General features: G+C 44.4%; 21 protein-coding genes. 17 read left to right on the forward strand and 4 right to left on the reverse strand.

Features of this window, described 5'->3' with window-relative positions; genetic code table 11:
- The first annotated feature begins 52 nt into the window (after positions 1-52).
- Positions 53-1483, forward strand: a complete 1431-nt coding sequence (gene purB, locus EDD70_RS05490) for an adenylosuccinate lyase (RefSeq protein ID WP_092752201.1) — start codon at positions 53-55, stop codon at positions 1481-1483.
- 98 nt (positions 1484-1581) lie between these two features.
- Here the strand turns inward: purB and EDD70_RS05495 are convergent, their stop codons facing one another.
- Both EDD70_RS05495 and EDD70_RS05500 read right to left on the reverse strand, forming a co-directional pair.
- Positions 1582-2313, reverse strand: coding sequence for a hypothetical protein (locus tag EDD70_RS05495; protein ID WP_092752199.1), 732 nt, complete (start codon positions 2311-2313; stop codon positions 1582-1584).
- 266 nt (positions 2314-2579) lie between these two features.
- On the reverse strand, positions 2580-3239 hold the full coding sequence (locus EDD70_RS05500; protein WP_092752197.1) for an HAD-IA family hydrolase: 660 nt from the start codon (positions 3237-3239) through the stop codon (positions 2580-2582).
- Between the two features lie 235 nt (positions 3240-3474).
- Here EDD70_RS05500 and secD point away from each other — a divergent pair, with 235 nt between their 5' ends.
- The 5 genes from secD (at position 3475) to nrdR (ending at position 7705) form a co-directional block, all read left to right on the forward strand.
- On the forward strand, positions 3475-4878 hold the full coding sequence (gene secD / locus EDD70_RS05505) for a protein translocase subunit SecD (protein ID WP_092752195.1): 1404 nt from the start codon (positions 3475-3477) through the stop codon (positions 4876-4878).
- Positions 4878-5795, forward strand: a complete 918-nt coding sequence (secF, locus tag EDD70_RS05510) for a protein translocase subunit SecF (protein WP_092752193.1) — start codon at positions 4878-4880, stop codon at positions 5793-5795. Before secD ends, secF begins: the two co-directional genes overlap by 1 nt.
- Before the next feature lie 160 nt (positions 5796-5955).
- Positions 5956-6732 carry a sugar phosphate isomerase/epimerase family protein gene (locus EDD70_RS05515; RefSeq protein ID WP_092752191.1) on the forward strand — a complete coding sequence of 259 codons (777 nt, stop codon included), beginning with the start codon at positions 5956-5958 and terminating at the stop codon, positions 6730-6732.
- A gap of 170 nt (positions 6733-6902) precedes the next feature.
- Positions 6903-7163 (forward strand): DUF6514 family protein, encoded by a 261-nt coding sequence (locus tag EDD70_RS05520; protein ID WP_092752189.1) that lies wholly within the window; start codon positions 6903-6905, stop codon positions 7161-7163.
- A gap of 92 nt (positions 7164-7255) precedes the next feature.
- Positions 7256-7705: a transcriptional regulator NrdR gene (gene nrdR / locus EDD70_RS05525; RefSeq protein ID WP_092752187.1), complete on the forward strand. Its 450-nt coding sequence runs from the start codon at positions 7256-7258 to the stop codon at positions 7703-7705.
- A gap of 39 nt (positions 7706-7744) precedes the next feature.
- Here the strand turns inward: nrdR and EDD70_RS05530 are convergent, their stop codons facing one another.
- Both EDD70_RS05530 and EDD70_RS05535 read right to left on the reverse strand, forming a co-directional pair.
- Positions 7745-8116, reverse strand: a complete 372-nt coding sequence (locus EDD70_RS05530) for a DUF4363 family protein (protein ID WP_092752185.1) — start codon at positions 8114-8116, stop codon at positions 7745-7747.
- Positions 8117-8121: 5 nt separating this feature from the next.
- Positions 8122-8832: a DUF421 domain-containing protein gene (locus EDD70_RS05535; RefSeq protein ID WP_242943076.1), complete on the reverse strand. Its 711-nt coding sequence runs from the start codon at positions 8830-8832 to the stop codon at positions 8122-8124.
- Between the two features lie 148 nt (positions 8833-8980).
- Between EDD70_RS05535 and EDD70_RS05540 the strand changes: the two genes are divergently transcribed.
- The 11 genes from EDD70_RS05540 to rpmA all read left to right on the forward strand — a co-directional run bounded on the left by EDD70_RS05540 (position 8981) and on the right by rpmA (position 25895).
- The gene (locus tag EDD70_RS05540) at positions 8981-10531 is read left to right on the forward strand and encodes a spore germination protein (RefSeq protein WP_162840803.1); all 1551 of its coding nucleotides are present in this window, start codon (positions 8981-8983) and stop codon (positions 10529-10531) included.
- Complete coding sequence (locus tag EDD70_RS05545) at positions 10532-11614, forward strand: GerAB/ArcD/ProY family transporter (RefSeq protein ID WP_092752181.1); 1083 nt, start codon at positions 10532-10534, stop codon at positions 11612-11614.
- A gap of 2 nt (positions 11615-11616) precedes the next feature.
- Positions 11617-12744 (forward strand): Ger(x)C family spore germination protein, encoded by a 1128-nt coding sequence (locus tag EDD70_RS05550; RefSeq protein ID WP_242943132.1) that lies wholly within the window; start codon positions 11617-11619, stop codon positions 12742-12744.
- 60 nt (positions 12745-12804) lie between these two features.
- Positions 12805-20163 (forward strand): GH36-type glycosyl hydrolase domain-containing protein, encoded by a 7359-nt coding sequence (locus tag EDD70_RS05555; RefSeq protein WP_092752177.1) that lies wholly within the window; start codon positions 12805-12807, stop codon positions 20161-20163.
- Positions 20164-20275: 112 nt separating this feature from the next.
- The gene (yfmF, locus tag EDD70_RS05560; protein WP_092752175.1) at positions 20276-21562 is read left to right on the forward strand and encodes an EF-P 5-aminopentanol modification-associated protein YfmF; all 1287 of its coding nucleotides are present in this window, start codon (positions 20276-20278) and stop codon (positions 21560-21562) included.
- On the forward strand, positions 21555-22832 hold the full coding sequence (gene yfmH, locus EDD70_RS05565) for an EF-P 5-aminopentanol modification-associated protein YfmH (protein ID WP_092752173.1): 1278 nt from the start codon (positions 21555-21557) through the stop codon (positions 22830-22832). The genes yfmF and yfmH overlap by 8 nt, the downstream gene beginning before the upstream one ends.
- Before the next feature lie 71 nt (positions 22833-22903).
- Positions 22904-23959, forward strand: coding sequence for a prolipoprotein diacylglyceryl transferase (gene lgt, locus EDD70_RS05570; RefSeq protein ID WP_092752171.1), 1056 nt, complete (start codon positions 22904-22906; stop codon positions 23957-23959).
- On the forward strand, positions 23943-24785 hold the full coding sequence (folD, locus tag EDD70_RS05575) for a bifunctional methylenetetrahydrofolate dehydrogenase/methenyltetrahydrofolate cyclohydrolase FolD (RefSeq protein ID WP_092752169.1): 843 nt from the start codon (positions 23943-23945) through the stop codon (positions 24783-24785). Before lgt ends, folD begins: the two co-directional genes overlap by 17 nt.
- Before the next feature lie 177 nt (positions 24786-24962).
- Positions 24963-25274 (forward strand): 50S ribosomal protein L21, encoded by a 312-nt coding sequence (gene rplU, locus EDD70_RS05580; protein WP_092752167.1) that lies wholly within the window; start codon positions 24963-24965, stop codon positions 25272-25274.
- A gap of 14 nt (positions 25275-25288) precedes the next feature.
- On the forward strand, positions 25289-25609 hold the full coding sequence (locus EDD70_RS05585) for a ribosomal-processing cysteine protease Prp (protein WP_092752165.1): 321 nt from the start codon (positions 25289-25291) through the stop codon (positions 25607-25609).
- A gap of 4 nt (positions 25610-25613) precedes the next feature.
- Entirely contained in the window at positions 25614-25895 is a 282-nt protein-coding gene (gene rpmA, locus EDD70_RS05590) for a 50S ribosomal protein L27 (protein ID WP_092752163.1), read from the forward strand.
- The last annotated feature ends 225 nt before the right edge of the window (positions 25896-26120 follow it).

Raw genomic sequence — 26120 nt, forward strand, 5'->3', positions numbered from 1 at the left:
AATAATAGACATAAAGTGCAAACCCATTTTAGAGGATGTTGGAGGAAAACTGATGAGTAAAAACTACGAAAGCCCACTCAGCTCACGTTATGCCAGCCCTGAAATGCAGGAGCTGTTTTCTGCAGACAAAAAGTTTAAAACTTGGCGAAGATTATGGATTGCTCTAGCCCGTGCAGAAATGGAGCTGGGCTTGCCTGTCACGCAGCAGCAGATTGACGAGCTGGAAGCTCATAAGGATGAACTGAACCTTGATGTAGCCGCGCAGCGTGAGCGCGAATGCCGCCACGATGTAATGAGCCATGTTTACGCTTACGGTGTGCAGTGCCCCAATGCAAAGGGCATCATTCATCTTGGTGCAACCTCGTGTTATGTGGGCGATAATACCGACATCATTATTATGAAAGAAGCACTTGAGGTGGTACGGCGCAAACTCATCAACGTAATTGCACTGCTTGCCGATTTTGCAGTGAGATACAAAGACATGCCTGCTCTTGCCTACACTCATTTGCAGCCTGCTCAGCTTACAACCGTAGGCAAACGCGCAACCCTGTGGATGAATGAATTGTATATGGATATAGAAGAAATCGAGCATCGCATCGGTTCGCTGAAGCTGTTGGGCTCAAAGGGTACTACAGGTACTCAGGCAAGTTTTGTTGAACTGTTCGATGGAGACGCAACAAAAATTAAAGCGCTGGAGCAGAAGATTGCAAAAGAAATGGGCTTCTCAGAATGTGTACCCGTATCAGGCCAAACCTATTCGCGTAAAGTGGATAGCTTTGTACTGAACACCTTGTCGGGGGTAGCGCAGTCTGCCAGTAAATTCTCCAACGACCTGCGCATACTGCAAAACTTTAAAGAGATGGAAGAGCCGTTTGAAACACACCAAATTGGTTCTTCTGCCATGCCGTATAAGCGCAACCCCATGCGCAGTGAGCGTATTACGTCGCTTGCCCGCTATGTAATGGTAGATAGCCTGAACCCCGCGTTTACATCGGCAACCCAGTGGTTTGAACGTACCCTCGACGATTCTGCCAACAAGCGCATTGCGGTTGCAGAGGCTTTTCTCGCTGTCGATGCTATTCTCAACATTATGCTCAACGTCTGCAATGGGCTTGTGGTATACCCCAAGGTAGTAGAACAGCGTGTGATGAAAGAACTGCCCTTTATGGCAACCGAAAACATTATGATGAGCGCTGTAAAAAAAGGCGGAGACCGCCAGCAGCTGCATGAAAAACTGCGCGTGCACTCCATTGCTGCTGCAAAAATGGTAAAAGAGCAGGGGATGGAGAACGACCTCATCGACCGTGTCTGTGCCGACCCCGACTTTAAGCTTGACCGTCACGAAATTGATGCTATCCTAAAACCCATCCATTTTGTGGGCAGAAGTGTCGAACAGGTAGACGAGTATATCAGTGAGATAATAAAACCGCTTCTGGATGCCAACAAAGAAATTCTCGGTGAGCGTGCAGAGCTTGCAGTATAATTGCGTCACAACAAAAAACCTCCCGCCAAATTGATGGCTGGAGGTTTTTGTGGTTTGTATACATACTGTTTTTCAATATGGTTAAAAGTCAAAAATTATTAGGAACCTGCAGAGCTTAAAGCGGCAGAACGCTCTGCTTTTTTCTTTTCTTGTTCTGCTTGCTTTTCTTCAAAACGCTTCATCGCAGCAAGATAATCTTTGTAGCAAACGTCATTCATAAGCATGATGGAAAGAAGATCAAAACGCCCATAATATTTTTCAGAGGGACGCATTGACACTACATAGCGAACCCCATCAATTTTCTTTAGCCAAACAATTTTTTTGCCCTTTGATGGCTCATATTTTTCGTCCTTAGTAGCCTTCTTAAACTGGCGATACACCTTTTTCGAATTTCTTGGTCCCCCATATAAGCTGCATGCAAAGTCAAACATAGCGGGCCATTGTTCTTCTGTGATTGCTTCTGTCAACTTAGATTCATATGTCGTAGGGGGTAACAGCATTACTTCAAGAAATCGCCGTTCGTTTGCTGCATTTACGGTACCGCTAAGTTGCCCTTTATCATTATTAGCAAGGGTGGAGGTAATAAATACGGTTATCTTTCCGTTTTCATTACGAACTTCATAATTTACATTTCCATCGCTAAAGGATGTCGACTCCCCAATTTTCCATTGTAAGCTTTGCTCTTCCATTGCTTTTTCTACTACTTCCGTGCTAAGTGGGAAAGGGTTCTCTGGTTTACTGGTTCTTAGCACTACCACAACCGAGATGGTGGCTAAGACGACACCTGAAACCATCAGTGGCAGCCAAACTTTCGATAATTTTCCCTTCATAAGCTCCTCCTTTTGTAACCAATCATACCTAAACAGTAGTATTGTTTGATACAATAAATGGGAAGAAATAAATATGTATTTTGCAGTTAACCTTAAGTCATTTACATTTATGGCATCCTGCTTACTCAACATTAATACTTATATGCTCATTTGTAAACATATACCAAATTAATAATAAAAAAACCCTAAGCAAAACGCCGAAGTTATTCAAACTCCAAACATTTTGCTAGGGGAAAGGTAGTTGTTTCTTTTTGTTGTAGCTATATTTATTTTTGCCCAAGCAAAAGGGATTCCAATTCCGTAACGTCGGTTACAATATAATCGGCGCCTGCTTTTTCAAATTCGGCGCGGTCGCCAAAACCGTACAGTACAGTTGCACAGCGCAGCCCTGCTGTTTTCGCACCCATTACATCGTACTTTCGGTCACCCACCATCAATACCTTGTCAAGGTCTTTAATGCGGCACTGCTCCAGCGCATAGGCTATTACCTCCGCTTTATCGGTGCGCGAACCGTCCAGTCCGCTGCCGCTGATAAAATCAAAATAATGCATTAAATCAAATTTCTTTAATATTTCCTCTGCAAAATACTGCGGTTTGCTCGTTGCCAAAATTACCTTTTTGCCGGTATTCTTTAAGCGATGCAATAATTGGGCAATGCCTTTATAAGGATGACATTCAAACAAACCCTTAGCATGGTAATAATCGCGGTATGCTACAGTTGCTTTTGCAAGCTGATCTTCATCCAACCCATAAAATTCTATATAAGATTCACGCAGGGGAGGGCCGATAAAAACACGTAGCTTGTTCAAATCGGTAATTTCTATGCCTAATTGTTTTAAAGAGTAAGCAACGCCCTTCGTGATACCCTCTTCGCTGTTGACAATTGTACCGTCAAAATCAAATAATATGTATTCCCAGTTGTTCATAATAACTCCTTTAAAATGCAAATATAGTATCATTATATCAGCGCAGCCTGCTTAATACAATCTTTATCATTATACAATACCATAAAGGAATGATAAGTCCATATTGTTGTTGTTATATTTTGATTGACATTTGATGCCGATTAAAATATAATAAAAGTTATGAATGTCGACGGGAATGTGTAAAAAATGGGTAAAACTCCCGCGGACAGGACAACAAAAAAGTGGAGGTTTACACATGAAAAGAATTGGCAAACCGGTGTTTTTCATAGTGGCGCTGTTTATCGCCCTCCTGACTTACGCTACGTTTTACGGCATAAGTTCAACCTTTGGTGATGTAACAAAGACTTACATCAAAGGCGCGGGTGATATTCGATGGGGCATTGATATTCGCGGAGGCGTTGACGTAACGTTTAGCCCGCCGGAAGATTTTGATGCAACCAACGAACAGATGGCATCGGCAGAATCAGTTATCAAACTCAGGCTCCTATCGCTGAACATTACGGATTCTGAAGTATATACGGATTACAATAAAGATCGTATCATCGTACGTTTCCCATGGAAACAGGATGAGACGAATTTTGACCCCGAGGCTGCAATTGCAGAGCTTGGCGCAACCGCTATGCTTACCTTCCGCGAAGGCATTAATGTAGATGCTCAAGGTAAACCCATAGGTGTAACCAAAGATAATACTATCTTGCAGGGTAACGACATTAAAACAGCATTTGCAACCATGAATCCTGAAAACAACAAACCCGTTGTTGCACTGGAGCTGAACGACAGCGGTAAACAGAAATTTGCCGATGCAACCGGCAAGCTGGTAGGGCAACCATCCCCTAATAACGTAATTTCTATTTGGATGGATGATACAGTTATTTCATACCCCACTGTAAACGCAAAAATAACAGAGGGTAAAGCTACCATTGAGGGCAACTTCACTGTTGAAGAGGCAAAATCTCTCGCAGATAAGATTAACGCAGGTGCGCTGCCCTTTAAATTGCAAACAGGCAACTTTAACACTCTTTCTCCCACACTTGGTATGGGCGCGAAAGATGCAATGGTGCTTGCAGGTGTAATTGCATTTATACTGGTTTGCATACTGATGATAGTATTTTACAGACTCCCCGGTGTGATTGCATGTATTGCATTGGTGGCTCAGGTTACAGGTATTATTGCATCTACAACCGGTTTTTTTCCCACCATCCCCAGCTTTACAATGACACTCCCCGGTATCGCAGGTATTATTCTGAGTATCGGTATGGGTGTTGACGCAAACGTTATTACAAATGAGCGTATCAAAGAAGAATTAAAAGCAGGCAAATCGCTTGACGGCGCTATTGAATTGGGCTTTGATAAAGGCTGGAGTGCAATTTTTGACGGTAATATCACGGTTATCTTTGTAGCAGTTGTGCTTATGGGTGCGTTTGGCGCACCGGGTACCGTATTTGCAAATCTACTCAGCCCTATTTTCCATTTCTTTGGCCCTTCTACTGCGGGTTCAATTTACTCGTTTGGTTACACTTTGCTAGTAGGTATTATTATGAACTTCCTGTGCGGTGTGTTACTGTCTCGACTAATGCTCAAATCAATTTCGCAGTTTAAATGCTTCCGCAAAGCATGGCTGTACGGAGGTGACAAATAATGATAGATTTTTGTGGAAAAAGAAAGCTGTTTTATACTATCTCTATAGTGATAATCGCTTTATCCATTCTATCTACTTTGGTATTTGGTATACAGCTTGATATTCAGTTTAAGGGCGGTTCTATCATTACTTATTCTCATACGGGTGAGGTTGATAAAGCTGCAGCTGAAGAGTTTATACAAAAAACTCTTAATGAAAATGTCAGTGTACAAGAGGCAGTTGATATTGCAACCGGTAATACCAATATGGTTGTTTCGCTAACCTCAGACAAGAGCCTTTCGTCCGACAGCCAGTTGGCATTAACGGATGCTCTTCAGGCAGAATATCCTGGGCAAAACTTTGTTGCTACAGAGATCAGCAACGTTGACCCCACCATCGGTAAAGAGTTTTTTGCAAAATGTATGGTAGCCCTTGTGCTTTCGGCATTTTTGATGGTTGTTTATATTGCATTTCGTTTCCGTAAAATCGGCGGTTGGTCTGCGGGCGTTATGTGTATGCTCGCACTGCTACACGATTCTATCGTTGTATATGCAACCTTTATTATCTGCCGTATTCCGCTGAACGAAAACTTTATTGCGGTGGTTATCACCATCATTGGTTACTCGCTGAATGCTACCATCGTTATCTACGACCGTATACGTGAAAATCGAAAACTCCTTGGTAAAAATGTGCCTTTGGCAGATCTTGTCACCAAGAGCGTCAACCAGTCTCTCGGCCGTACTGTTATGACCAGCGTAGCTACAATTGCAGCTATGGCAGTTGTATGCATCGTAGGCAAAGTATATGGTTTGGATTCGATTCTTTCCTTTGCTTTCCCGCTGACAATGGGTATGGTTTCCGGTCTGTATTCCTCTGTGTGCATTGCGCCTGCGCTTTGGACATCTTGGCAGGAATACAAAGTGAAAAAAGCAGCATAGTTCTTCTAAATATTTTTAAAACCAATTTAAGGCAGGCAGTGAGTATTCACTGTCTGCCTTTTGCATCGAAACAATATAATTTTAAAGTGCCCTTTATTCTGTCTTTTTTAATTTGCTTGTGGTATACTTTTAACACGATTGATTGTTAGGGGGCAAAGCATTGAATATTGGAATATCTACCGCTTGCCTATATCCCATGGAGACGGAAAAAGCACTTGAAACTGTGGGAAAGCTGGGTGTCTCTGCGGTTGAGATTTTTATAAATGCACCAAGCGAACTACGCACCGATTTTCTTAAAAACCTTAAGGCAATATGTGATTTTTATGCAATGAATATCATCGCAATTCATCCTTATTCATCCGGTTTTGAACCATTTATGTTTTTTACGAATTATGAGCGGCGCTTTCAAGATGCAATGACGATGTATGAAGATTATTACCACGCAGCCAATTTATTGGGTGCTAAAATTGTTGTACTTCATGGTGACCGTAAAGAAGGCTTGCTGCCCGATGAAGTGTATTATGACCGTTTTGGCGAGATGTTTTTGCATGCAAAGCGCCACGATGTGATTTTGGCGCAAGAGAACGTGGAACGTTGCCGCAGCCGCAGCAGTGCATTTATTTGGCACATGTACGAATATTTAAAAGACGATGTGCGTTTTGTACTAGACCTGAAACAGGCAATCCGTTCGGGAGAAGATATTTTTGCAATGTACAAAGCAATGGCAAAAGGGCTGGTACATGTACATTTGAGCGACCACAACTCAAAAGAAGACTGTCTGGCACCTGGTAGCGGGATATTTAATTTTGCTGAGTTTGAAAAACACTTGAAAGCGGATTGTTACAAGGGCTTAGGAGTGATAGAGCTATACCGCAGCAACTATAAGTCAGCTGCTGATTTATACAAGTCGTATTGTTGGCTAAAAGCTATACAGTAAATTAAATATTTACATTATTCGACAAACGATTAGAATATATTCTAATTTTTCCTCTTATATTTTATATATAGTAACGAAATTATGAACAAAAAGTCGAAAATAGTCGAAAAAAACTTTTTCAAAATGAGACTCATTACTATATAATTTAAAGGTAAAAGGAGGGGTCAAAATTGAAGCAAGCTTTGAAAAAATCCACAGCAATCCTGCAGCAAGGTTGGAGAACAGAATTAATTGAAGGGAGGTGTGAAGCAGAGGAATGCGAAGGAATAACAGTTTACGGGCTTGCATTGTACTGCGAAGATGAATGTGTAGCGGCTATTTCTGATATTTCTTCTTACCGCCGTTATGTAGAAAAATTAGTTGCGTTGTGTAACAGAAACCACGTAACTGTAGATTCCGTTTGGGATGTGGTTGAGGATTACTTACTTTAACCGAAAAGAAACATAAAATGTTGGTTTTAACTTGTATCCGTAGTGGCAACATGATACAATATGAAGTATTTAAAGCCTAGGAGATGATACGGATGAAATGTCCTTTTTGCGGATATGAAGAAACAAAAGTAATTGATTCCCGGCCGACAGATGAAAAAATCAGGCGTCGCCGGGAGTGCCTTAATTGTGAAAAACGGTTTACAACTTATGAAGTTGTAGAGACAATGCCATTGGTTGTCATCAAAAAGGACAAGTCTCGCGAGATGTTTGACCGCAATAAACTGATGAACGGTTTGGTTCGTGCCTGCGAAAAACGTCCAATATCTGTCGAGATGCTGGACAATATTGTAAACGATATTGAAACGCAGCTTCTGAACATGCTTGAGCGAGAAGTATCATCTTATCAAATTGGCGAAATGGCAATGCAAAAGCTTAAAAAAATAGACGAAGTGGCTTATGTCCGGTTCGCATCTGTTTACCGCCAATTTGCAGATATCAACTCATTTATGGATGAACTTAAGGTTCTGCTTAAAGAAAAATGAAGACACAAAAGGAACGCACTGCGCGTTCCTTTTTTTGCATTAAAACACGGTTCGTAAGCGCGGCATTTGTGTTTCCCATAAATGATTTACCTGCAGCTGTATTCGTTTGATTTCTGCAGCCAGTTCGGATGTATCTCCGTAACGGGCGAGTTCAGGCAGCCGAGCAGAATCCCACGTTATTTGCTCTAAATCGGAATGCCTTATAAACCGTACCAGTTTTTCTTCGCGTTCGTGCCACAATTCTTTAAAATTTTCTGTATCTTCCACAATGTCCTGTGCCGAACCGTTATAAAGTTTTTGAGTCATATTTTCTAAATAATCCGAAAGCTCAATGCGTATTTTATAAAGCGTAATCGAATTCATAATACTCAAAGTGACAATCAGTGCAATCATTAAAAGAGAAATAATCATTCGCTTCAAGAGCCTCCACCGCCTTTATTCTCTTTTTTCTTTTTTTCTCGCAAAACCAAATGGTAATTTGCTGCCCGGTTACATGTCATAATAAAAATATCTTTCTGCTCTACACCCTGTTCACGCAGTGTCTTTTCTAGCCATTCCTTCCGAAGATTGCAGTAGTTCAGCGTATCTTCAATCAGTTCACCGTCACTGATTAAAACCATCGGGGGCGAATCTGCACAGCTTGGTTCGGGTATATTCAAATCTTCGTTGGTTGTAATGCGATAAGGATATTTTTGAAAAACACTTAATTGCCCGTTTGTCTCAACAATTGCGTAAGCAACCTCAGATATATCAAATATATCTTTACTGCGCAGCTGTTCTATCAAATCATCAATACTGTAACGCAGCTCGCGCATTTTTTTTTGATCAATTACCCCATCGCGTATAATAATGATTGGGTTGCCTGAAACCAGTTTTCGCACTGTTTTGCATTTCAATCCAATCGAAGAGATAATTACTTCAAAGCTCACCAGAGTTAGTATAGGAACAATCCCTGCAACCAGCGGTATATTGGTATCCTCAATCGGCAATGTTGCAATATTCGAAATCATAATTGCCACGACAAATTCCGATGGCTGCAGCTCACCTAGGTGACGTTTACCCATTATTCGCAGCGAAAACACAATCACGAAATACAATATAATTGTACGCAGAAAAAATATCGACATTGTACCGCCTCCAAACCCAATATAAAACTGCAAAACATCACGACTAGTATTTGATCGTGATGTTTTTTTATGCCTATCAAACATAAATGTGTGAAATTTGGCAATGATTAGGTTATATAAACTGCATTTTATCGGAGGTGCAAAACAGATGTTTTTTCAAAAAGTTGGCAAAATAATAGAGCGTTCATCTTCAGCGGCATATGCAAAAAACTCGCCGCCTTTGGGCGATGACGAGAAGTTAAGCAAAGATTTAAGCCAAAACATTATTGATATGCGAGAAAAATTACACAATACAGCTGATTTTGTCAATAAAGAAATGATCATCTGCGGGCAGAAGGTGCAAATACTCACTTTTGAAGGGATGGTAAGCACTCAAAATTTAACAGAGGCTCTTGTCAAACCTCTCACTAACTTAAAACTGGAAAACCCCACACCGCAGAGCCTTCTGCACTGGATTCGCTTTGAAGCAATGCTTGCACCGGAACAAAAAGAGGTTTACACTCTCGGCGAACTTTTCAAGGCGTTAATGTCCGGATTTGTTGGCGTCTTGATTGATGGAATTGATGTTGCTGTCATTGCAGGGTTGCAAGGGTTTGCATCACGTTCTATTTCAGAGCCGGATTCTGAAGTGAACGTACGCGGTTCGCGCGAGGGTTTTGTAGAGCCTATCCGAACCAATATGGCGCTTATCCGCCGCCGAATTAAATCGTCCAGGCTGGTGTTCGAGTTTGCGGGGGCAGGGCAAACCAGTAAAACAGATCTTTGCCTTTGTTATATCTCCAATATGGTATCGCCTGAAATATTACAGGATATACGCAGCCGTATCTCGAAAATCGACCTCAATATGGTGTTGGACTCGGGATATATCCAGCCGTTTCTCGATACCAACATCGGCTCCATCTTTTCTAACGTAGGTATTACGGAGCGCCCGGATACCGTATGCGCCAAAATAGCTGAGGGCAGGGTTGTGGTGTTGGTAGACGGCACACCGTTTGCGCTGGTGGTACCCTATCTTTTCAGCGAACATTTTCAAACAATGGACGATTACTCTCATCGCCCGTTTTATTCCTCTTTTATACGTATTATGAAGTATGCTGCGTTCTTTTTTACCATTTTGCTCCCGGGAGCCTATGTCGCCATAGCAACCTTTCACCCCGAGCTGTTCCCCGAAACGCTGCTGTTAAACATCGCCGCATCGGAGGAGACTACCCCGTTCCCGCTTATGTTCGAAGCGTTGCTCATCCATTTAATTTATGAAATTATGCGTGAGGCGGGTTTACGCCTGCCTCGCGCTATCGGGCATGCGATTGGTATTGTCGGCGGGCTTGTTATTGGTGATGCGGCAGTAAAAGCGGGGCTGATTGGTTCCCCCATGGTTATGGTTGTGGCACTCACCGCAATTAGTTCTTTTGTGGTACCGTCGCTGTACGAACCCGTTACCATCTTGCGCTTTTTGTTTATTGTAATAGGCGGATTGTTTGGGATGTACGGTATTACTTTGGTTCTGTGCATAGTATTTGTTAATTTATGCGCGTTAAATGCCTATGGTGTACCTGCAACGTCAGCTGCATCACCGTATAAGCTTTTTGGCCTTCGTGATGTGTTCATTCGAGCATCGTGGAAAACTCTCGGAAAGCGAACACTCAAGATTCAGCGGCTTCCCGGCAGTGAGGTTGGCGGTAAAGGGGGGAGCCTGTAGATGATCCGAAATACGCTGATAGACAGCAAACAGATTGTTATGCTGATGGTGATGTTTCGTATTTTCAATCTGCTCACGTTTGCGCCTCAGATGGGAAGCTTGGAAAATACCGCCTCTGCTATGATTGCTTTACCAGTTTCGCATCTTTTGCTTGCGCTTATTCTGCTGCCGGCAGCGCTGTTGCTTAACCGATACAAAGAATGCAACATTGTAGACTGTGCTTTGCAGCTTAATAAAATTACAGGTAAGGTTTTGGCTGTGTTGTTGTTTTTGTACACTGCATTTGTTGCAGCCAACACAATCAGTAACTTTGAATTTTTGCTCACATCCGTGATTTATCCACAGACAAGTCCGATTTTTTTCATTCTAACGTTTACAGCGGTATGCGCCTATGGTGCATTTATGGGGCTAGAGCCTGTAACACGTGTCAATACTTTTGTGTTTTTTCTGTCTCTAGCAGCACTTGTTTTTATCTCGATTGCTGTTTTGCCCAGCGCCAACTTCGTTTACCTGCAAAACCCGATGTATGAGGGTGCCACAGCGGTGGCAAAGCAGGCAGTGAAGCATTGTTTTGCTAATTTTGACGTTGTAATTTGGCTTTTACTGGCTCCCGATTTAAAAGGCAATATCAACAAAAGTTTTATCTACTGGGCTATTTTAAGTTTTATTGCGGTGGAGTATATGGTTACGTTGCTGACAGTGGGCTTGGGCGATTACGCAAAATCACAGATGTTCCCGTTTTTTTCTCTGGCAGTCATTGCAGAAATGTCGATTTTTCAGCGATTGGACAGCCTGCACATAACGTTATGGACTTTTATCGCTTTTGTAAAAGTATCGGTTTATCTCTATCTCGCGTCGCAATGCCTTGGTTATCTGCTGCCGAAGCGCTTGAAAAAAACACGCATTCTAATCGGCACAGCGGTTTCAGCAGGCGGTGCTTTGATTATTTCATCAAGCTTGCCTTACCTCACAAGGGTACATGGGGTACTGCATTCGGGGTTGCCTGTTGCAATACTTGCAGTGTTAATTCCTTTTGCACTGCTTATTTGGTCATTGTTTGTTAAAAGGAGGGGTGCATTTTGAAAATGTTAAAATCAGCAGCTGTTTTTGTTTTGGCTTTGCTATCGCTTTGCGGATGTACAAAGCCTGTGCGAGTCAATCAGCGGGCGATTGTGCAGGGGATAGGGATTGACTTTGATGGGAATAACTATCAATTGACTTTGCAAATTTTTGAAGCAAAGGGCGGCGGCGCCGAGCCCTCCATCAGTGCGGGGAAAAACAACAGCGTGGTTTTACAGACGGAGGGCGATACCATCGCGAATGCGTTTGAAAAAGCATCACTTAAACAGGGTAAACAGATTTTCTATGGGCAGAATAAGATGATTGTTATAGGCGAGGATACTGCCAAGCAAGGCCTTGATATTGTAATCAACTACTTCAATACCAATCACCAATCTCGCCCAAATGTAGATGTGGTAATGGCGGATGGGAAAGCTGTAGATATCCTTTCTGCAGAGCTGGAACAAGCACCCGTGCCCATGATTTCTGTAAAGAATATGCTCGATAACACCGAGGTAAACGCTAAAATCCTGCGGGGGCAGGTACGGCATATTGTAAACGCGAAAGAAAACGGGCATACAGGTGCTTATATGCCCATTATCGCAAAAAGTAAGAATAACGAGAAAGAAGAAAGCATAGAGGTGCTTGGCACCGCTGTATACAGCCACAATCGGCTAAGTGGCAAATTAAATCAGAATGAAACGCGCGGTGTAATGTTGTTGCGCAATGACGTAAAGGGAACAAGCATCACTGTCGGTAATCTGCAGTTGGGTAAAATATCACTTGAGGTAGTTGACACAAAAACAAAAATCAAACCGTCTATAATTAACGGTATACCTCATTTTGCAATTGATTGCTCGGTAAAAAGCCATATAGAAGAAAGCTTTGTGCCTCAAGACGGCAGCCAGCTCCTTTCGCATCTGAACCAAATTGAACAAATGCAGGCTGAAGTTATTTACGGTGAAATGGAAGGTGCTTTGTCTGCGTGTTTGCGCAACTATTCCAGCGACATTTTTGATTTTGCGAATTTACTAAAAAAATATGAGCCGCAATGGTATCAACAAAATCAAAACCGCTACGATGAACTGTTGCCACAGTTTACCTATCAAATCAATTTAAAAACAAAAATTACACGCTACGGTTTGCAGAGCTAACAGGCTTTGCCTGCACACGATGCACCGAATGAATGGAGTAACAGATAAAGGATCGATACTATGAATGAATTGCAATTCAAACAATTGATTGCACAGGTGATAAAACAACAGCCTGTAACTGCACAAAAGCGCCCCGCACCGCTGCGCAGACTGTTGCTGGGTTATTTGCGCAAGATGAAACGGCTGTATCGCAACCAGTTGAATGCTCCCGACAAAAGCCCTGTAGAAATGTGGCTTTGCGATAATTTTTATGTACTTGAAAAAGAAGCAAAACAAACCGCACGTGAGCTAAAAACTACTTCAAAACTTCCTTTAAGCGGCAAGCTGCCGCAGCTCAGCCTTGTCTGCGATGCTATCCTTGCCGCTCATCCTGTTATTTCGCAACAGCTTGCAGAGGATATCGTAAACGAAGTGCAGCAGTACCGTGACCTTACCGTAACAGAATTCGGCTATATTCCGCTTGCACTCAAAATAACTCTGCTTAGCATGGCATGTTCAGCTTGTATTGAAAATAAAAGTGATCAAAATATCTCTTTTGCGATTACTTCGCTTACAAAATTAGCGGCACTGGATTTTGACGCCCTTGTTTGCAAATACAGCATTGTAGAATCAACCTTGCTGTGCGACCCTGCCGGTATCTACCCGAACATGGAGGAAGAAAGCCGCGGCTGCTATCGCTTTTTAGTTGGGCGTATTGCAGAAAAAACAAATCAAAGCGAACGAATCTGTGCCGAAAAACTATTGAGCAATGCAAAAGCAGGCACAGATGTTCGCAGCCGCCATGTGGGGCTTTATATATTAGAAAATGATGTTTTGGATAAAGAAAACCGTTGGCGCAGGCGGCTCTATATGGCAGGTACACCGGTTATTACGTACCTACTAGCTCATGGCTTGGGGTACCTTACCGGCAGTTTCGCTGTGGGTATTTTAAGCTTTTTCCCCCTATGGGAGATTGTTCGCCCAACCATAGAGCGCATTGTAATGACGGGTGCCCGCCTCGACCACATCCCGCATATGAATAAAGAGCATTCAGAGCAAACAGCGCGTGGAACAATTGTGGCGGTATCTATCCTTATGCCCCGCCCCGGTGATGCACCTGCCGCAGCAAGACGGTTGGAACAACTTTATTGGTGCAATGCGGCGGATGACCTATGTTTTTGTTTGCTTGCCGATTTTAAAGAAAGCGACCGCCCCGCTTGCCCAGAAGATGACCGGCAGGTACAGGCACTTTCGGACGAAATTCGCCTCTTAAATGCACAATACGGCGAACGATTTATGCTGTTTGTACGGGGGCGCGTTTATAATAAAACACAAGGGCGCTTCAGCGGATGGGAACGAAAGCGCGGTGCAATTACCGAGTTTATCCGCTGTTCCAAAGGCGATACTACCAGCTTGCACACTTTTGTTGGCAGCAAAGAACGCCTTTATGCTATGCGTTATCTTCTGGCACTGGACAGTGATACCAACCTGCTGTTTGACACCGCAGGGCGGATGATTTCTGCCGCTGCACACCCTTTAAACCGAGCAGTGGTCGATGATATCAAGGGCATTGTTACGCAAGGGTACGGCATTTTTGTACCACGCATATGCACCACGCTCGAAAGCCAAGGAAAAACCCCTTTTTCGCGCATTATGGCAGGCATCGGCGGTGTTACTGCCTACGATGAAGCCGCGGGAGACCTCTATCAAGATTTGTTTCATGAGGCGATTTTTGCGGGGAAAGGCCTTATGGATACCGATTGCTTTTACAAATTGCTTAACACCCGTTTCCCCGAAAATCAAATCCTCAGCCATGATATATTAGAAAGTGCTTACTTGAGAACTGCTTTGCTCTCTGATGTGGAACTGTCCGACAGCTTCCCATCCTCGATTACAGCTTGGATTGCACGTCTGCACCGATGGATTCGCGGTGACTGGCAAAATCTGCGGTATATTTTCGGGTCACGCAATCCAATTAATGCGCTTAGCCGGTTTAAACTATTCGATAATCTGCGCCGTTCTTTAACCCCAGTCATAAGCTTAATTTGTGTACTTGCAGCTATGCTTCTGCCAGAGCCTTCGGCATTGGCTCTATTTTGGGTGGTGCTGTTGTCTATAGGCTATCAGCCGCTGATTGGTGCTGTTGCAGGTGCTGCTGCAAACGGGATGTCTGTTTTTTCACGCAAATTCTTCACTCGTGTTGTACCGCAGGCAATTGAGCAGCTTGCAAAAGCTGTGTTTGCTTTTATTATGCTGCCTCAAACCGCTCTGCGCAGCCTGCATGCCATCGTTTTGGCACTTTACCGCCAGTTTGTCAGCCATAAAAATTTACTGCAATGGGTAACGGCAGCCGACAGCGAAGGCGGAGGACGTTTGATTGATGTGCTCCGTCATTATTGGCTTGCAGAACTGATTAGCCTTGTAATCCTGTTTTTTTCGCCCTATGCCTTTTTGCATTTTTACGGGCTTGCTTTTACTGCATTGGTTCCTTTTGTACTCTATACGGGGAGGTCGAAACCGCGCTCACTGCCTGCACTGGATGAACCGGAGCGGGAACGGCTTGTGGGTTACCTTGCCGCGATGTGGCGCTATTTTGAAACCTATGCCACCGAGCAAGAACATTACCTGCCCCCCGATAATATCCAGCAGTCGCCTGTTTATGCGGTGGCACATCGTACTTCGCCAACCAATATCGGGCTGCTGCTGCTTAGTACGCTTGCTGCAAGAGATCTCGATTTTATAAGCACCAACGAGCTTTGCACGCGCATCGGCCGTGTTATTAGCACCGTTGAGCGCCTGCCTAAATGGCACGGCAACCTATACAACTGGTACGATACAACCACGCTTGCTTTACTGGAACCACGCTTTATCTCATCGGTAGACAGCGGCAATTTAGTTTGTTGCCTTGTAACGCTCAAAGAAGGTTTGCTTGATTATCAGACTGAATGTACAGGTTTAAAGCCTCTTGTTGCGCGTATCGAAGCGCTGATTGCCGCTATGGATATCAGCGTTTTTTACGATGAACGCCGCAAGCTGTTTTCCATTGGTTATGACGAAAGCATAGACGAAATGATGGATAACTATTACGATTTTTTTATGAGCGAAGCGCGTATGACCGGATATTATGCAATTGCATCCAGGCAAGTGAGTAAACGCCACTGGGGAGCAATGAGCCGTACGATGTCACAGCAGGGTGCATATGCAGGCCCCGTTTCATGGACAGGCACGATGTTTGAATATTTTATGCCCCACTTAATGCTGCCTATTTATGAGGGCTCTTTGCTTTCAGAGGCGTTGGGCTACTGCATATATTGCCAACGGCGCAGGGTGCACGATGAGAAAGCTCCGTGGGGCATCAGTGAAAGTGCGTTTTATTTATTCGATGGGCAGCTGAACTATCAGTACAAAGCACATGGGGTACAAAAGCTGGGTGTTAAGCGTGGAATGAATGATGAGTTGGTTATTTCGCCTTATTCTACGTTTCTTACCTTATCGTTCAGCCCTGTTGCCGCTATGAAAAATCTGCGCCGTATGGAGAAGATGGGCTTTTACGGCACTTACGGCTTTTACGAGGCTGTCGATTTTACCAAAAGCCGCGTACCCTCTGATTATGGTGTGTGCCGCAGCTTTATGTCGCACCATATGGGTATGAGTATGGTTGCTGCTTGTAATGCGCTGTTCGATAACATTATGCAAAATCGCTTTATCCGTGATCATCGTATGAACGCTGCCAAAGAATTACTGCAAGAAAAGGTGTGCCGCGATACGGTGGTATACGATAATATCAAGTTTAAAGACTTAAAGGAGCGTGAACCTTTGAAACCGGTGATTGCTGAAGAATACGAAACGATTCGCCCGCAAAGCCCGCAAGCAATGCTGCTTTCGAACGGCGCGCTTGCCGATGTGTTGACCGATACCGGAGCGGGATGCTTGCGTTACAGCGGTGTAGACCTTACCCGCCGCCCTGTTGATTTGCTGCGCGGGGCTTGCGGTGTATATGCGTTTGTTAATACCGGTGAGCATACGTTTTCGTTTACCTCCGCCCCTGTTTATGACAATGCAGTACGTTATCGTGTAGAGTTTCTGGCAGGTGGTATGCTGTTTAAAGCAAAGCATCGCAGCATCAAAACGGGTATGCGTGTTTTAATGCATCCAACACTGCCGTGTGAACAGCGCGAGTACCAAATCAAAAACCTTTCACAGCAGAAAATTTCATCCAGCCTGCTTCTTTATTTTGAGCCTACTCTTGCGGCGAATCGAGATTATATTGCCCATCCTGCCTACTCTAAGCTGTTTGTAACAGCCGAATACGACGAAAAAAGCAGAGTTTTAATTTTTTCTCGCCGCGAACGAATCCCCAAAAAACAGCTTTACTTTGCTACGGGTTTTTTGGAGGATGTACCATTTGAGTATGAAACACAGCGCGAAAACCTGATGCAAGCGCCCAACGGATTTGCCGATTTGCTGGATTTTGCAGAACGAGACTTTACAGGGGGCACAGGCTGCCCCGATGCCGCTTGTGCTTTACGAATTGCGCTTGAAATCCCCGCAGGTGCACGCATTCACCTTACTCAAATTTTTTCGGCAGGTCAAACGCGTGAAGAAGCTGTTTCTGCTATTACACGGCTGCGCGGCGAAGGTAAAATCACTGCCGATACTGCCGCAACCAATCCGTTACTAAACGATACGATTGAGGGCCGGCTTGCGTTTACATTGCTGCCGCAGCTGTTGTTCCCAAAACGGGACAGCCGTGAAAATGATGTTGCACGAGCAGAAAACGATCTTGGCAAACCCGGCCTATGGGGGATGTCCATCTCAGGTGACCGCCCTATTGTTCTAATGCCTGTCCAATATGGATATGACCGCGAACGTACAGCCGCTTACATCAGTCTGTATAAAAAGTGCAAGTTGGCGGGAGTACCGTTTGACCTTGTTTTTACGTACGAGGCTGACAAACCAAAAGAGCTTACTGCTTGCATTGAGAATCTCGGCTGTGCCGACCAAATCGGGGCAGGGCTGTACCTGATTAACTTAGCACAGCATGGTGAGGCGGCATGGGTTTTGCTTCAGGCTGCTGCTGTGCATATTGCGCCAAAATCGGGTGCACGTATCAACTTGCCAAGCCGTGAGTACGAGCCTGTGCGCCTCCTACCTGTTGTACCGTTGCAACTAAAAGATACACCAAGCGTTTCTGTGACAGGCGGTGCTTTTGTAAATGGGCGATTTTATGTCGACCGCGAAACTCCGCTGCCATTTTCTCATATTCTTGCAAACCCAGTGTTTGGAACACTGGTAAGCGATACAGCACTTGGCTTTACTTGGGCGGTAAACGCGCGTGAAAATAAGCTGACTCCGTGGTACAACGACATTGCCGCCGGCAACAACGGCGAAATGCTTGTTTTACGCAGTGACAAGCATTTTTATAACCTTGTAAATGGCGCTCTCTGTTCTTTTGCTCAAACTGATGCACGTTACGAGGGAATGGCAAATGATATTTCGTCCGAAATCACAGTAACTGTGCCGGAGCGCGGCTGTGTCAAACAAGTTGCGGTTACACTCACCAATCGAGCTGTTACAGAGCGCAAAATAACGCTTGCTTATTATACAGAGCCGGTACTGGGGGTTGACCGCGCCGATTCACGCTATCTATCTGCAACCTTTGAAGGCGGTAAGCTGATTGTTCGCAATCCGTTTCAAACAGCGGTGCGCGGTGTAAGCTGCCTTAGCTGTGATGCAGATGCCCCCCGCTGTGTTTGTGACCGAGCAGAATTCTTCTGCGGGCGCTGGGAAGACGGCAATACGCAAAACAGCGTTGACTCTTGCGCAGCGTTGCTTGTTGACTTTTTGTTGCAGCCCAAACAGAGCATAACCGTAAATTATCGGTTTGTCTGGGCGGCAAATGCTGCAGCGGCGCTTCGCCTATCTGAGCTTGATTTGCCCTCTGCGCCGCCCATTGGAAATCTAGTCATCAACACACCCGACCGCGCTTTGGATATGATAATCAATCATTTTATACCGCATCAAATACTACAATGCCGTGTTTGGGGGCGCGCTGCATTTTATCAGTGTGGTGGTGCCTATGGTTTTCGCGACCAGCTCCAGGATGTTTGCGCCTGTCTTTTATTCCGCCCCAAAGCGGCCAAATATCAAATATTACGTGCGGCAGCAGCTCAGTTCCCTGAGGGGGATGTACTGCACTGGTGGCATAATCTGCCCAAGAGCGGAGGAGGATTGCGTGGGGTACGCACGAAGTACAGCGATGATTTGCTCTGGCTGCCGTATACCGTAAGTGCCTATGTGCAGGCAACAGGAGATCGTACGATTTTGGATATTGTTGTGCCGTTTGTACAGGGCGACTTGCTTGGAATCAACGAAAAAGAACGCTACTTTGAAGTACAGCGTGGTTGTGATGCCGCCAGTGTCTACGACCATTGCGTGCGCTCCATTGAAAAAGCATATAACCTTGGCGAATTTGGTTTGCCGCTGATTGGATGCGGAGATTGGAATGATGGTTTCAACGGTGTGGGCAACGAAGGTAAGGGGCAAAGCATATGGCTTGCCATGTTCCTTACAATTGTTTTGCGCGATTTTCTGCCCATTGTGCGCGAGCGTGGTGACAATGAGCGGGCGAAGTTATATGAAGAGCGAATTGCCCAATTGAAAGCAGCAATTGATGAGCACTGTTGGGATGGGGCATGGTATCTGCGTGCATTTTACGATGACGGCAGTGCAATGGGTACCAAGAAGAACGATGAGTGCAGTATCGATTCTTTGCCTCAAAGTTTTTCGGCATTGTGCCAAATGCCCAATCAAGATCGTATCAACACTGCACTCGACAGTGCCTTGCACTATCTTTTAGATAATGAGTTGCATATCATCAAATTGTTTGACAAACCCTTTGCGGATTCCAACCAGCACCCAGGATATGTAAAAGCTTACCCGAAGGGAATCCGCGAAAACGGCGGACAATACACTCATGCGGGTGTATGGCTTGCAATTTCGCTTTTATCGCAAGGCAGGGCAGATGATGGGTACCGTCTGCTTCACTGGCTCAACCCTGTATCACGCTGCCAAAACCACGAACTCGCACTGCGTTATAAGCTAGAGCCGTATTACCTTGCCGCCGATATTTACACCAACCCCAACGCATACGGCAGAGGCGGCTGGAGTATGTATACCGGTGCTTCGAGCTGGTACTACAAAGCAGTTACCGAGCATTTGCTGGGCATTCGGCTAAAAGGCGACCGTGTTGAATTTGCACCATGCATCCCTTCTGAATGGCAGGAGTTTGAGCTCAATCTTAATCTGTGCGGTACACCCATTCATGTCAGTGCCAAACGCGGTGATGACGCAGGCATGACGGTAAACGGCAGTCTCTGCAATCATCTGCTGCTTGACGGAGTACCCAAAGAGGTTCGGCTCACCTTTGTTTCGAATTAATAAAATGTTCAGTATTGTGTAAAACACTGTATGGCTATAGACTTAGGAATGTGGTATAATATTCCTCGTATGAAATCGCGCACATGATGCGCAATGATTGGGAGATGACCGAATGAACAACATGGTTCGTAAACAGCTATGCGATGGCGTTTTCTGGAGCACTGTCATCGATTCCAAGTTCAAATCCAACAGGATTTCTTGTAATCTGGTGCTGCCGCTTGATGAAAATACTGTCACCGATACCGCTGTTGTACCGTTTATTTTAAGAAAACGCTTTCAGCAATGCCCCGATTTTACCCGCCTTAACGAGCGTCTTTGTGAGCTTTATGGTGCCTCACTGGATGCCGATGTACGGAAATACGGCGCATATCAAATTCTCAATGTTTCTATTCAAACCTTAGATGACCGTTATACCATTGACAACGAACCTGTTGTTGCCGAATGTGCAAAACTGGTCAGCAACCTTTTGCTCGACCCGTACCTTGTGGACGGTGTATTCGATGAGCAGGATTTTCAACTGGAAAAACAGTATTTAATCGATACCATCGAATCGGAGATTAATGATAAACGCGATTATGCAGTCAGCCGTTGCCAGTCTTTGCTGTTTGCGGGCGAGCCATTTGCAATCAAAAAATACGGTACCAAAGAAAGAGCAGAGAAAATTACCCCCCAAAGTGCCGTAAAAGCCTACCACGAGGCAATCAACCGTGCAGTGGTTGAAATACTGTTTATTGGTTGCGGTGACCCTACCGATGCAGAAAAAATATTTACCGAGAGTTTTTCTAAAAAAAGCCGCAGCCCTTTTGAATACAAACACATCAAAACCAAAAAAACCGCAGACAAAGTAACCGAGCAAACAGACCGTATGGATGTCAGCCAAGGTAAATTGGTTATGGGCTTTCGCATTGGTGAACTCAATAATCTCGAAGAGGCAAATGCCTCTAAATTGATGTGCGCTCTTTACGGCGGTACACCATTTTCGCGGTTGTTCCTCAATGTCCGTGAAAAATATAGTTTGTGCTACTACTGTGCTGCTCGTTTTGATAAAGCTACGGGCAGTATGTTGGTGGATAGCGGCGTTGAAGGCAAAAACAAACAAAAAGCGCAAGAAGAAATATTAAAACAGCTCGAAATTCTAAAAAAAGGTGAGTTTGAACAAGAAGAACTGGACAACACCATCCTCGCGCTGGTGAACGCCTTGAAATCTTCCATCGATAGTCTAAGCGGATTGGAAAACTGGTATTTAACCCAAATTCTTGGCGGTACCAACCAGTCCCCTATCGAAAATGCAGAGCAGATTGAACGCATCACCAAAGAACAAATTATGCAAGCAGCACAAAAGATTACACTGGATACCGTCTATTTCTTAACCGGCAAGGAGGATGAAGCAGATGAATAAAACCGTAATTTCATCCGATAGGCTGAATGAGCGCTATGTAAAAATCAAGCATAAATCGGGGCTGACAATGCTGTTGTGCCCCAAACCCCAGTTCAGTTCGGCTTATGCACTTTTTGGTGCTGAAATCGGCTCCATCGATACTACGTTTAAAACAGGACAAGACAAGGATTTTGTCACCGTACCTGCGGGAATAGCGCATTATCTTGAACACAAGCTTTTTGAAAGTGAAGACGGTGATGCATTTGAACGTTACGCTAAAACCGGTGCATCGGCAAATGCGTTTACCAGCTTTGACAAAACTGCTTACTTGTTCAGCTGCGCCGATAATTTTAAAGAATCCATCGAAATTTTGCTCGATTTTGTTACGCACCCGTATTTTACCGAAGAAACTGTCCGCAAAGAACAGGGTATTATCGGGCAAGAAATTAAAATGTACGACGATAACCCCGATTGGCGCGTTTTGTTCAATCTTCTTGGTGCATTGTACGTGAACAATCCGGTTCGCGTTGATATTGCAGGAACCGTCGAATCGATTGCTGAAATTGATGCAGATTTGCTCTACCGCTGCTATAACACGTTCTATAACCTCAATAATATGGTACTGGTTGTTGCAGGCAACTTTGAAATTGATACGGTACTTGAAGTTGCCGACCGTATTTTAAAACCTGCTCAAGATGTTTCGATTGAGGCAAAAGTACCCGATGAGCCGAGAACTGTAAACCAACCGCGTGTTGAAATGAAGCTGCCTGTTGCAATGCCCATGTTTAATATCGGCTTTAAAGAAATAACGGGCAGCAAACGCGAAAATGCCATGAATCAGGTTCTGGATGAGATTCTTATCGAAATTCTTGCAGGCGAAGCCTCACCGCTGTACCGCAGAATGTACGACAGTGCACTCATCAATTCCACCTTTGGCAGTGAAGTGTTTGCCGGCAGAGATTATATTGCTACGCTGTTTTCGGGTGAATCGCGTGACCCAGATAAAGTTTATGATGAGATTTGCACAGAAATTGAACGGGTGCAGCGCGAGGGGATAGACCCGGCAGCATTTGACCGCTGCAGAAAAGCAATCTATGGCAGATATATCCGTATGCTTAATAATGTCGAAGGTGTTGCAAGTGCTTTGATGCAATCGCACTTTTGTGAATTTAATGTTTATGAGTTAATTGACCTTATAGCAGACTGTACTTTAAATCAGCTTACCAAACGGCTGAATGATAACTTCTCGCGTGAGCACAGTGCCATTTCCATCATTCATCCGGCAGAATAGTTGCGTAATTCTGATAAGCATGCAAGCGGCAACCTGCCGCTACATAGATTTAACTAATTGGAGGTTCAACCATGGGTGAATTATTAACCTTTCCGGGATTGGGACTTGAATTCTACCTTAACCGTGAGGCTTTTCACATCGGAAACTATGCTATAGCGTGGTATGGCATCATTATGGCGGTGGCTTTTCTCGCGGGCATTTGCTATGTAATGCTGCGCACCAAACATTTTGGGCTGGATGGTGACCGTGTAATTGATGTTCTGTTGGTAGCGGTAATCGGCGGTATCATCGGTGCAAGAACCTACTACGTTGCTTTTTCGTGGAATGAATATAAGGACAATGTCATGAATGTCTTCAAAATATGGGAGGGCGGTATTGCAATTTACGGCGGCCTTATCGGTGCGGTGATTGTTGGCTTGCTGATGTGCAAATACCGCAAAGTTCGCATTCTTCCCATGATGGATCTTGCGGCAGGCGGTGTGATTATTGGGCAGGCGATAGGCCGTTGGGGTAACTTTGTCAACATCGAGGCATTCGGCGCAAATACCTCTTTACCATGGGGTATGGCTGGCCCTGCCATAGAGCGGTATCTCACATCCAATCAGGCCGAACTTGCAAAGTACGGTGTAGCCGTTGACCCCACTATGCCCGTACACCCTACGTTTTTTTACGAATCGGTTTGGTGCCTCATCGGTTTTATTGTAATTGCATTGTATACCAAATACCGTCGCTTTGATGGTGAGCTTGTACTGCTTTATGTTGCATGGTACGGTGCAGGCCGATTTGTAATTGAGGGGCTGCGTACCGATAGCTTGATGTTAGGCAGCATACGTGTTTCGCAAATGCTGTCGCTGTTGGGTGTTATCGCTGCAATCGTTATTTGGTTTTTAGTACGTGCCCGTATAAAACGAGAGAATAACCCCGAGTATCTTAAACTGTACGTGCATACCGAAGAGGCAGAGATGATTCGCCAAGGCACTTTCTATACCAAAAAAGATGCGGCGCAGCCTGCTGCCGATGCAGAAGATAAGGCGGAAATCTTAAAAGAAGAACCAATTGAAGAAAGTGAACAAGAGCAACAAACAGATGATAAAAAGGCGGATGATAACAATGGCAGTAATTCTTGATGGCAAGGCGGTATCTGCAAAAATACGCGTACAGCTTAAAACAGAAGTAGAACAGCTGAAACAGCAGGGCATTGTACCGGGGCTCGCTGTAGTGATTGTAGGGGATGACCAAGCTTCACAGACCTATGTGCGCAACAAAGAAAAGGGCTGCGAAGAAATCGGCATCCATTCTGAAAAATATGCGCTGCCTGCCGAAACAACACAAGATGAGCTGCTGTTATTGGTGGATAAACTCAATAAAAAAGCAGATATTGATGGTGTTCTTGTTCAGCTTCCGCTGCCCGAGCACATCGACGAAAAAGCTGTTATCGAGGCAATATCTCCTAAAAAAGATGTGGATGCATTCCACGCTGCCAATGTTGGCAAAATTATGATTGGCGACTATCAATTTTTACCTTGCACACCTGCAGGAATTATGGAGCTTATCAAAGAGACGGGGATAGAGATTGCAGGTAAAGAGTGTGTGGTCGTCGGTAGAAGCAATATTGTGGGTAAGCCCATGGCAATGCTGTTGCTGCATCAAAACGGCACGGTAACAATTTGCCATTCGCGTACCAAAAACCTTGCAGAGGTAACGCGCCGCGCCGATATTTTGGTGGCGGCTGTGGGTAAAGCAAATTTTGTTACCGCAGATATGGTAAAGCAAGGCGCTGTGGTAATTGATGTGGGTATGAACCGCAACGAAAACGGCAAGCTTTGCGGTGATGTGGATTTTGCCGCGGTGGAACCCAAATGCAGTTACATTACCCCTGTGCCGGGTGGCGTAGGGCCTATGACCATATCAATGCTGCTTAAAAACACCATTACTTCTGCTAAAAACAGATAATTCAGACGATTTACAGCTAATGCTGGTTGCAAAGCGAATTTTTACTTGACTAACATAATTGTTTATGGTAACATATAAAAGCCGCATATTACAGGCTAGAAGTATGCCCAAATGGCGAAATTTGCCCGAAAGCATCGCCTGACAATAGCGAGACTGAAAGAAAGAGGCTCATTCAATATGTATGCTATTATTGAAACCGGTGGCAAACAATACCGCGTTGAACAAGGCGACGTTGTTTACATCGAAAAACTGAATGTTGAAGCTGATGCAAAAATTAACTTTGATAAAGTTATTGCAGTCGGCAAAGACGATGGTATGGTTGTCGGTGCACCTTATGTATCCGGCGCTAAAGTAACCGCAAAAGCCATCAAAAATGGTAAAGGCAAAAAAATTACAATTCTTACCTACAGACCTAAAAAAGATTCTAAGAGAAAAATCGGTCACAGACAGCCCTATACTAAGGTTGAGATCGAAAGCATTGCTCTGTAAGGAGAATTCAATTTATGATTTCTGCTGAATTTCGTTTTGAAAAGGGCAGATACACAGCATTCGCAGTATCGGGTCATGCGATGTTTGCCGAATATGGACAGGACATTGTATGCGCGAGTGTTTCGTCTGCTTTGCAGCTAACTGTCAACGGTATTACCGAGATTTTAAAAATCTCTGCCGATGTTAAAGTTGGCGAAAACGAAATCTCTTTGAAGTTACCGCAGGATTGCAATGATGCGGCAGCAGACACACTGATGTGTGCGTTCTGCCTGCAAATGCAACTTTTAGCGGAAGATTACCCGAAAAACCTAAAATTGATCATTTCGGAGGTGTAACGATATGTTAAGAATTAGCATGCAATTTTTTGCACATAAAAAAGGTGTTGGTTCTACCAAGAACGGCCGTGATTCCGAGTCCAAAAGACTTGGTGTAAAACGTGCTGATGGTCAGTTTGTACTGGCCGGCAACATTTTGGTTCGTCAGCGTGGTACACATATTCACCCGGGTGAAAATGTTGGCCGTGGTTCCGATGACACTTTGTTTGCAACTGTAAGCGGCAAAGTTAAATTCGAGCGCTGGGGCAAAGACCGTAAAAAGGTTTCTGTTTACGCAGAGCAGTAATCTAATTGCATAAGCAGCTAAAATCCCGAGTGTTCACTCGGGATTTTTTATTGATAGATTTTAGCAAAGTAGCACAGCGAATAAGTCTTAAAATCAGTGTATGACAAAGCTGAAATCTGGCAGAATAAAAAGTATATAAGTACTCGCGGCATTGGTTTGCAAATAATCCTTTGCCCGATTAACCTGCGGGCGTTGCCCGCTGCCGGCGGGAGCATCCCGCAGAGA

The sequence above is a fragment of the Hydrogenoanaerobacterium saccharovorans genome (assembly GCF_003814745.1).
GTDB lineage: Bacteria > Bacillota > Clostridia > Oscillospirales > Ruminococcaceae > Hydrogenoanaerobacterium > Hydrogenoanaerobacterium saccharovorans.

What these genes read in the sequence shown, in the direction of transcription:
- EDD70_RS05500 (WP_092752197.1), bottom strand. Translation starts at nt 3,239, where the DNA reads ATGAACAACTGGGAATACATATTATTTGATTTTGACGGTACAATTGTC.
- EDD70_RS05550 (WP_242943132.1), top strand. Translation starts at nt 11,617, where the DNA reads ATGTTAAAATCAGCAGCTGTTTTTGTTTTGGCTTTGCTATCGCTTTGC.
- yfmH (WP_092752173.1), top strand. Translation starts at nt 21,555, where the DNA reads ATGAATAAAACCGTAATTTCATCCGATAGGCTGAATGAGCGCTATGTA.
- secF (WP_092752193.1), top strand. Translation starts at nt 4,878, where the DNA reads ATGATAGATTTTTGTGGAAAAAGAAAGCTGTTTTATACTATCTCTATA.
- EDD70_RS05535 (WP_242943076.1), bottom strand. Translation starts at nt 8,832, where the DNA reads ATGTCGATATTTTTTCTGCGTACAATTATATTGTATTTCGTGATTGTG.
- nrdR (WP_092752187.1), top strand. Translation starts at nt 7,256, where the DNA reads ATGAAATGTCCTTTTTGCGGATATGAAGAAACAAAAGTAATTGATTCC.
- EDD70_RS05540 (WP_162840803.1), top strand. Translation starts at nt 8,981, where the DNA reads ATGTTTTTTCAAAAAGTTGGCAAAATAATAGAGCGTTCATCTTCAGCG.
- EDD70_RS05585 (WP_092752165.1), top strand. Translation starts at nt 25,289, where the DNA reads ATGATTTCTGCTGAATTTCGTTTTGAAAAGGGCAGATACACAGCATTC.
- EDD70_RS05545 (WP_092752181.1), top strand. Translation starts at nt 10,532, where the DNA reads ATGATCCGAAATACGCTGATAGACAGCAAACAGATTGTTATGCTGATG.
- folD (WP_092752169.1), top strand. Translation starts at nt 23,943, where the DNA reads ATGGCAGTAATTCTTGATGGCAAGGCGGTATCTGCAAAAATACGCGTA.
- lgt (WP_092752171.1), top strand. Translation starts at nt 22,904, where the DNA reads ATGGGTGAATTATTAACCTTTCCGGGATTGGGACTTGAATTCTACCTT.
- yfmF (WP_092752175.1), top strand. Translation starts at nt 20,276, where the DNA reads ATGAACAACATGGTTCGTAAACAGCTATGCGATGGCGTTTTCTGGAGC.
- purB (WP_092752201.1), top strand. Translation starts at nt 53, where the DNA reads ATGAGTAAAAACTACGAAAGCCCACTCAGCTCACGTTATGCCAGCCCT.
- EDD70_RS05530 (WP_092752185.1), bottom strand. Translation starts at nt 8,116, where the DNA reads ATGATTATTTCTCTTTTAATGATTGCACTGATTGTCACTTTGAGTATT.
- EDD70_RS05555 (WP_092752177.1), top strand. Translation starts at nt 12,805, where the DNA reads ATGAATGAATTGCAATTCAAACAATTGATTGCACAGGTGATAAAACAA.
- rplU (WP_092752167.1), top strand. Translation starts at nt 24,963, where the DNA reads ATGTATGCTATTATTGAAACCGGTGGCAAACAATACCGCGTTGAACAA.
- secD (WP_092752195.1), top strand. Translation starts at nt 3,475, where the DNA reads ATGAAAAGAATTGGCAAACCGGTGTTTTTCATAGTGGCGCTGTTTATC.
- EDD70_RS05495 (WP_092752199.1), bottom strand. Translation starts at nt 2,313, where the DNA reads ATGAAGGGAAAATTATCGAAAGTTTGGCTGCCACTGATGGTTTCAGGT.
- rpmA (WP_092752163.1), top strand. Translation starts at nt 25,614, where the DNA reads ATGTTAAGAATTAGCATGCAATTTTTTGCACATAAAAAAGGTGTTGGT.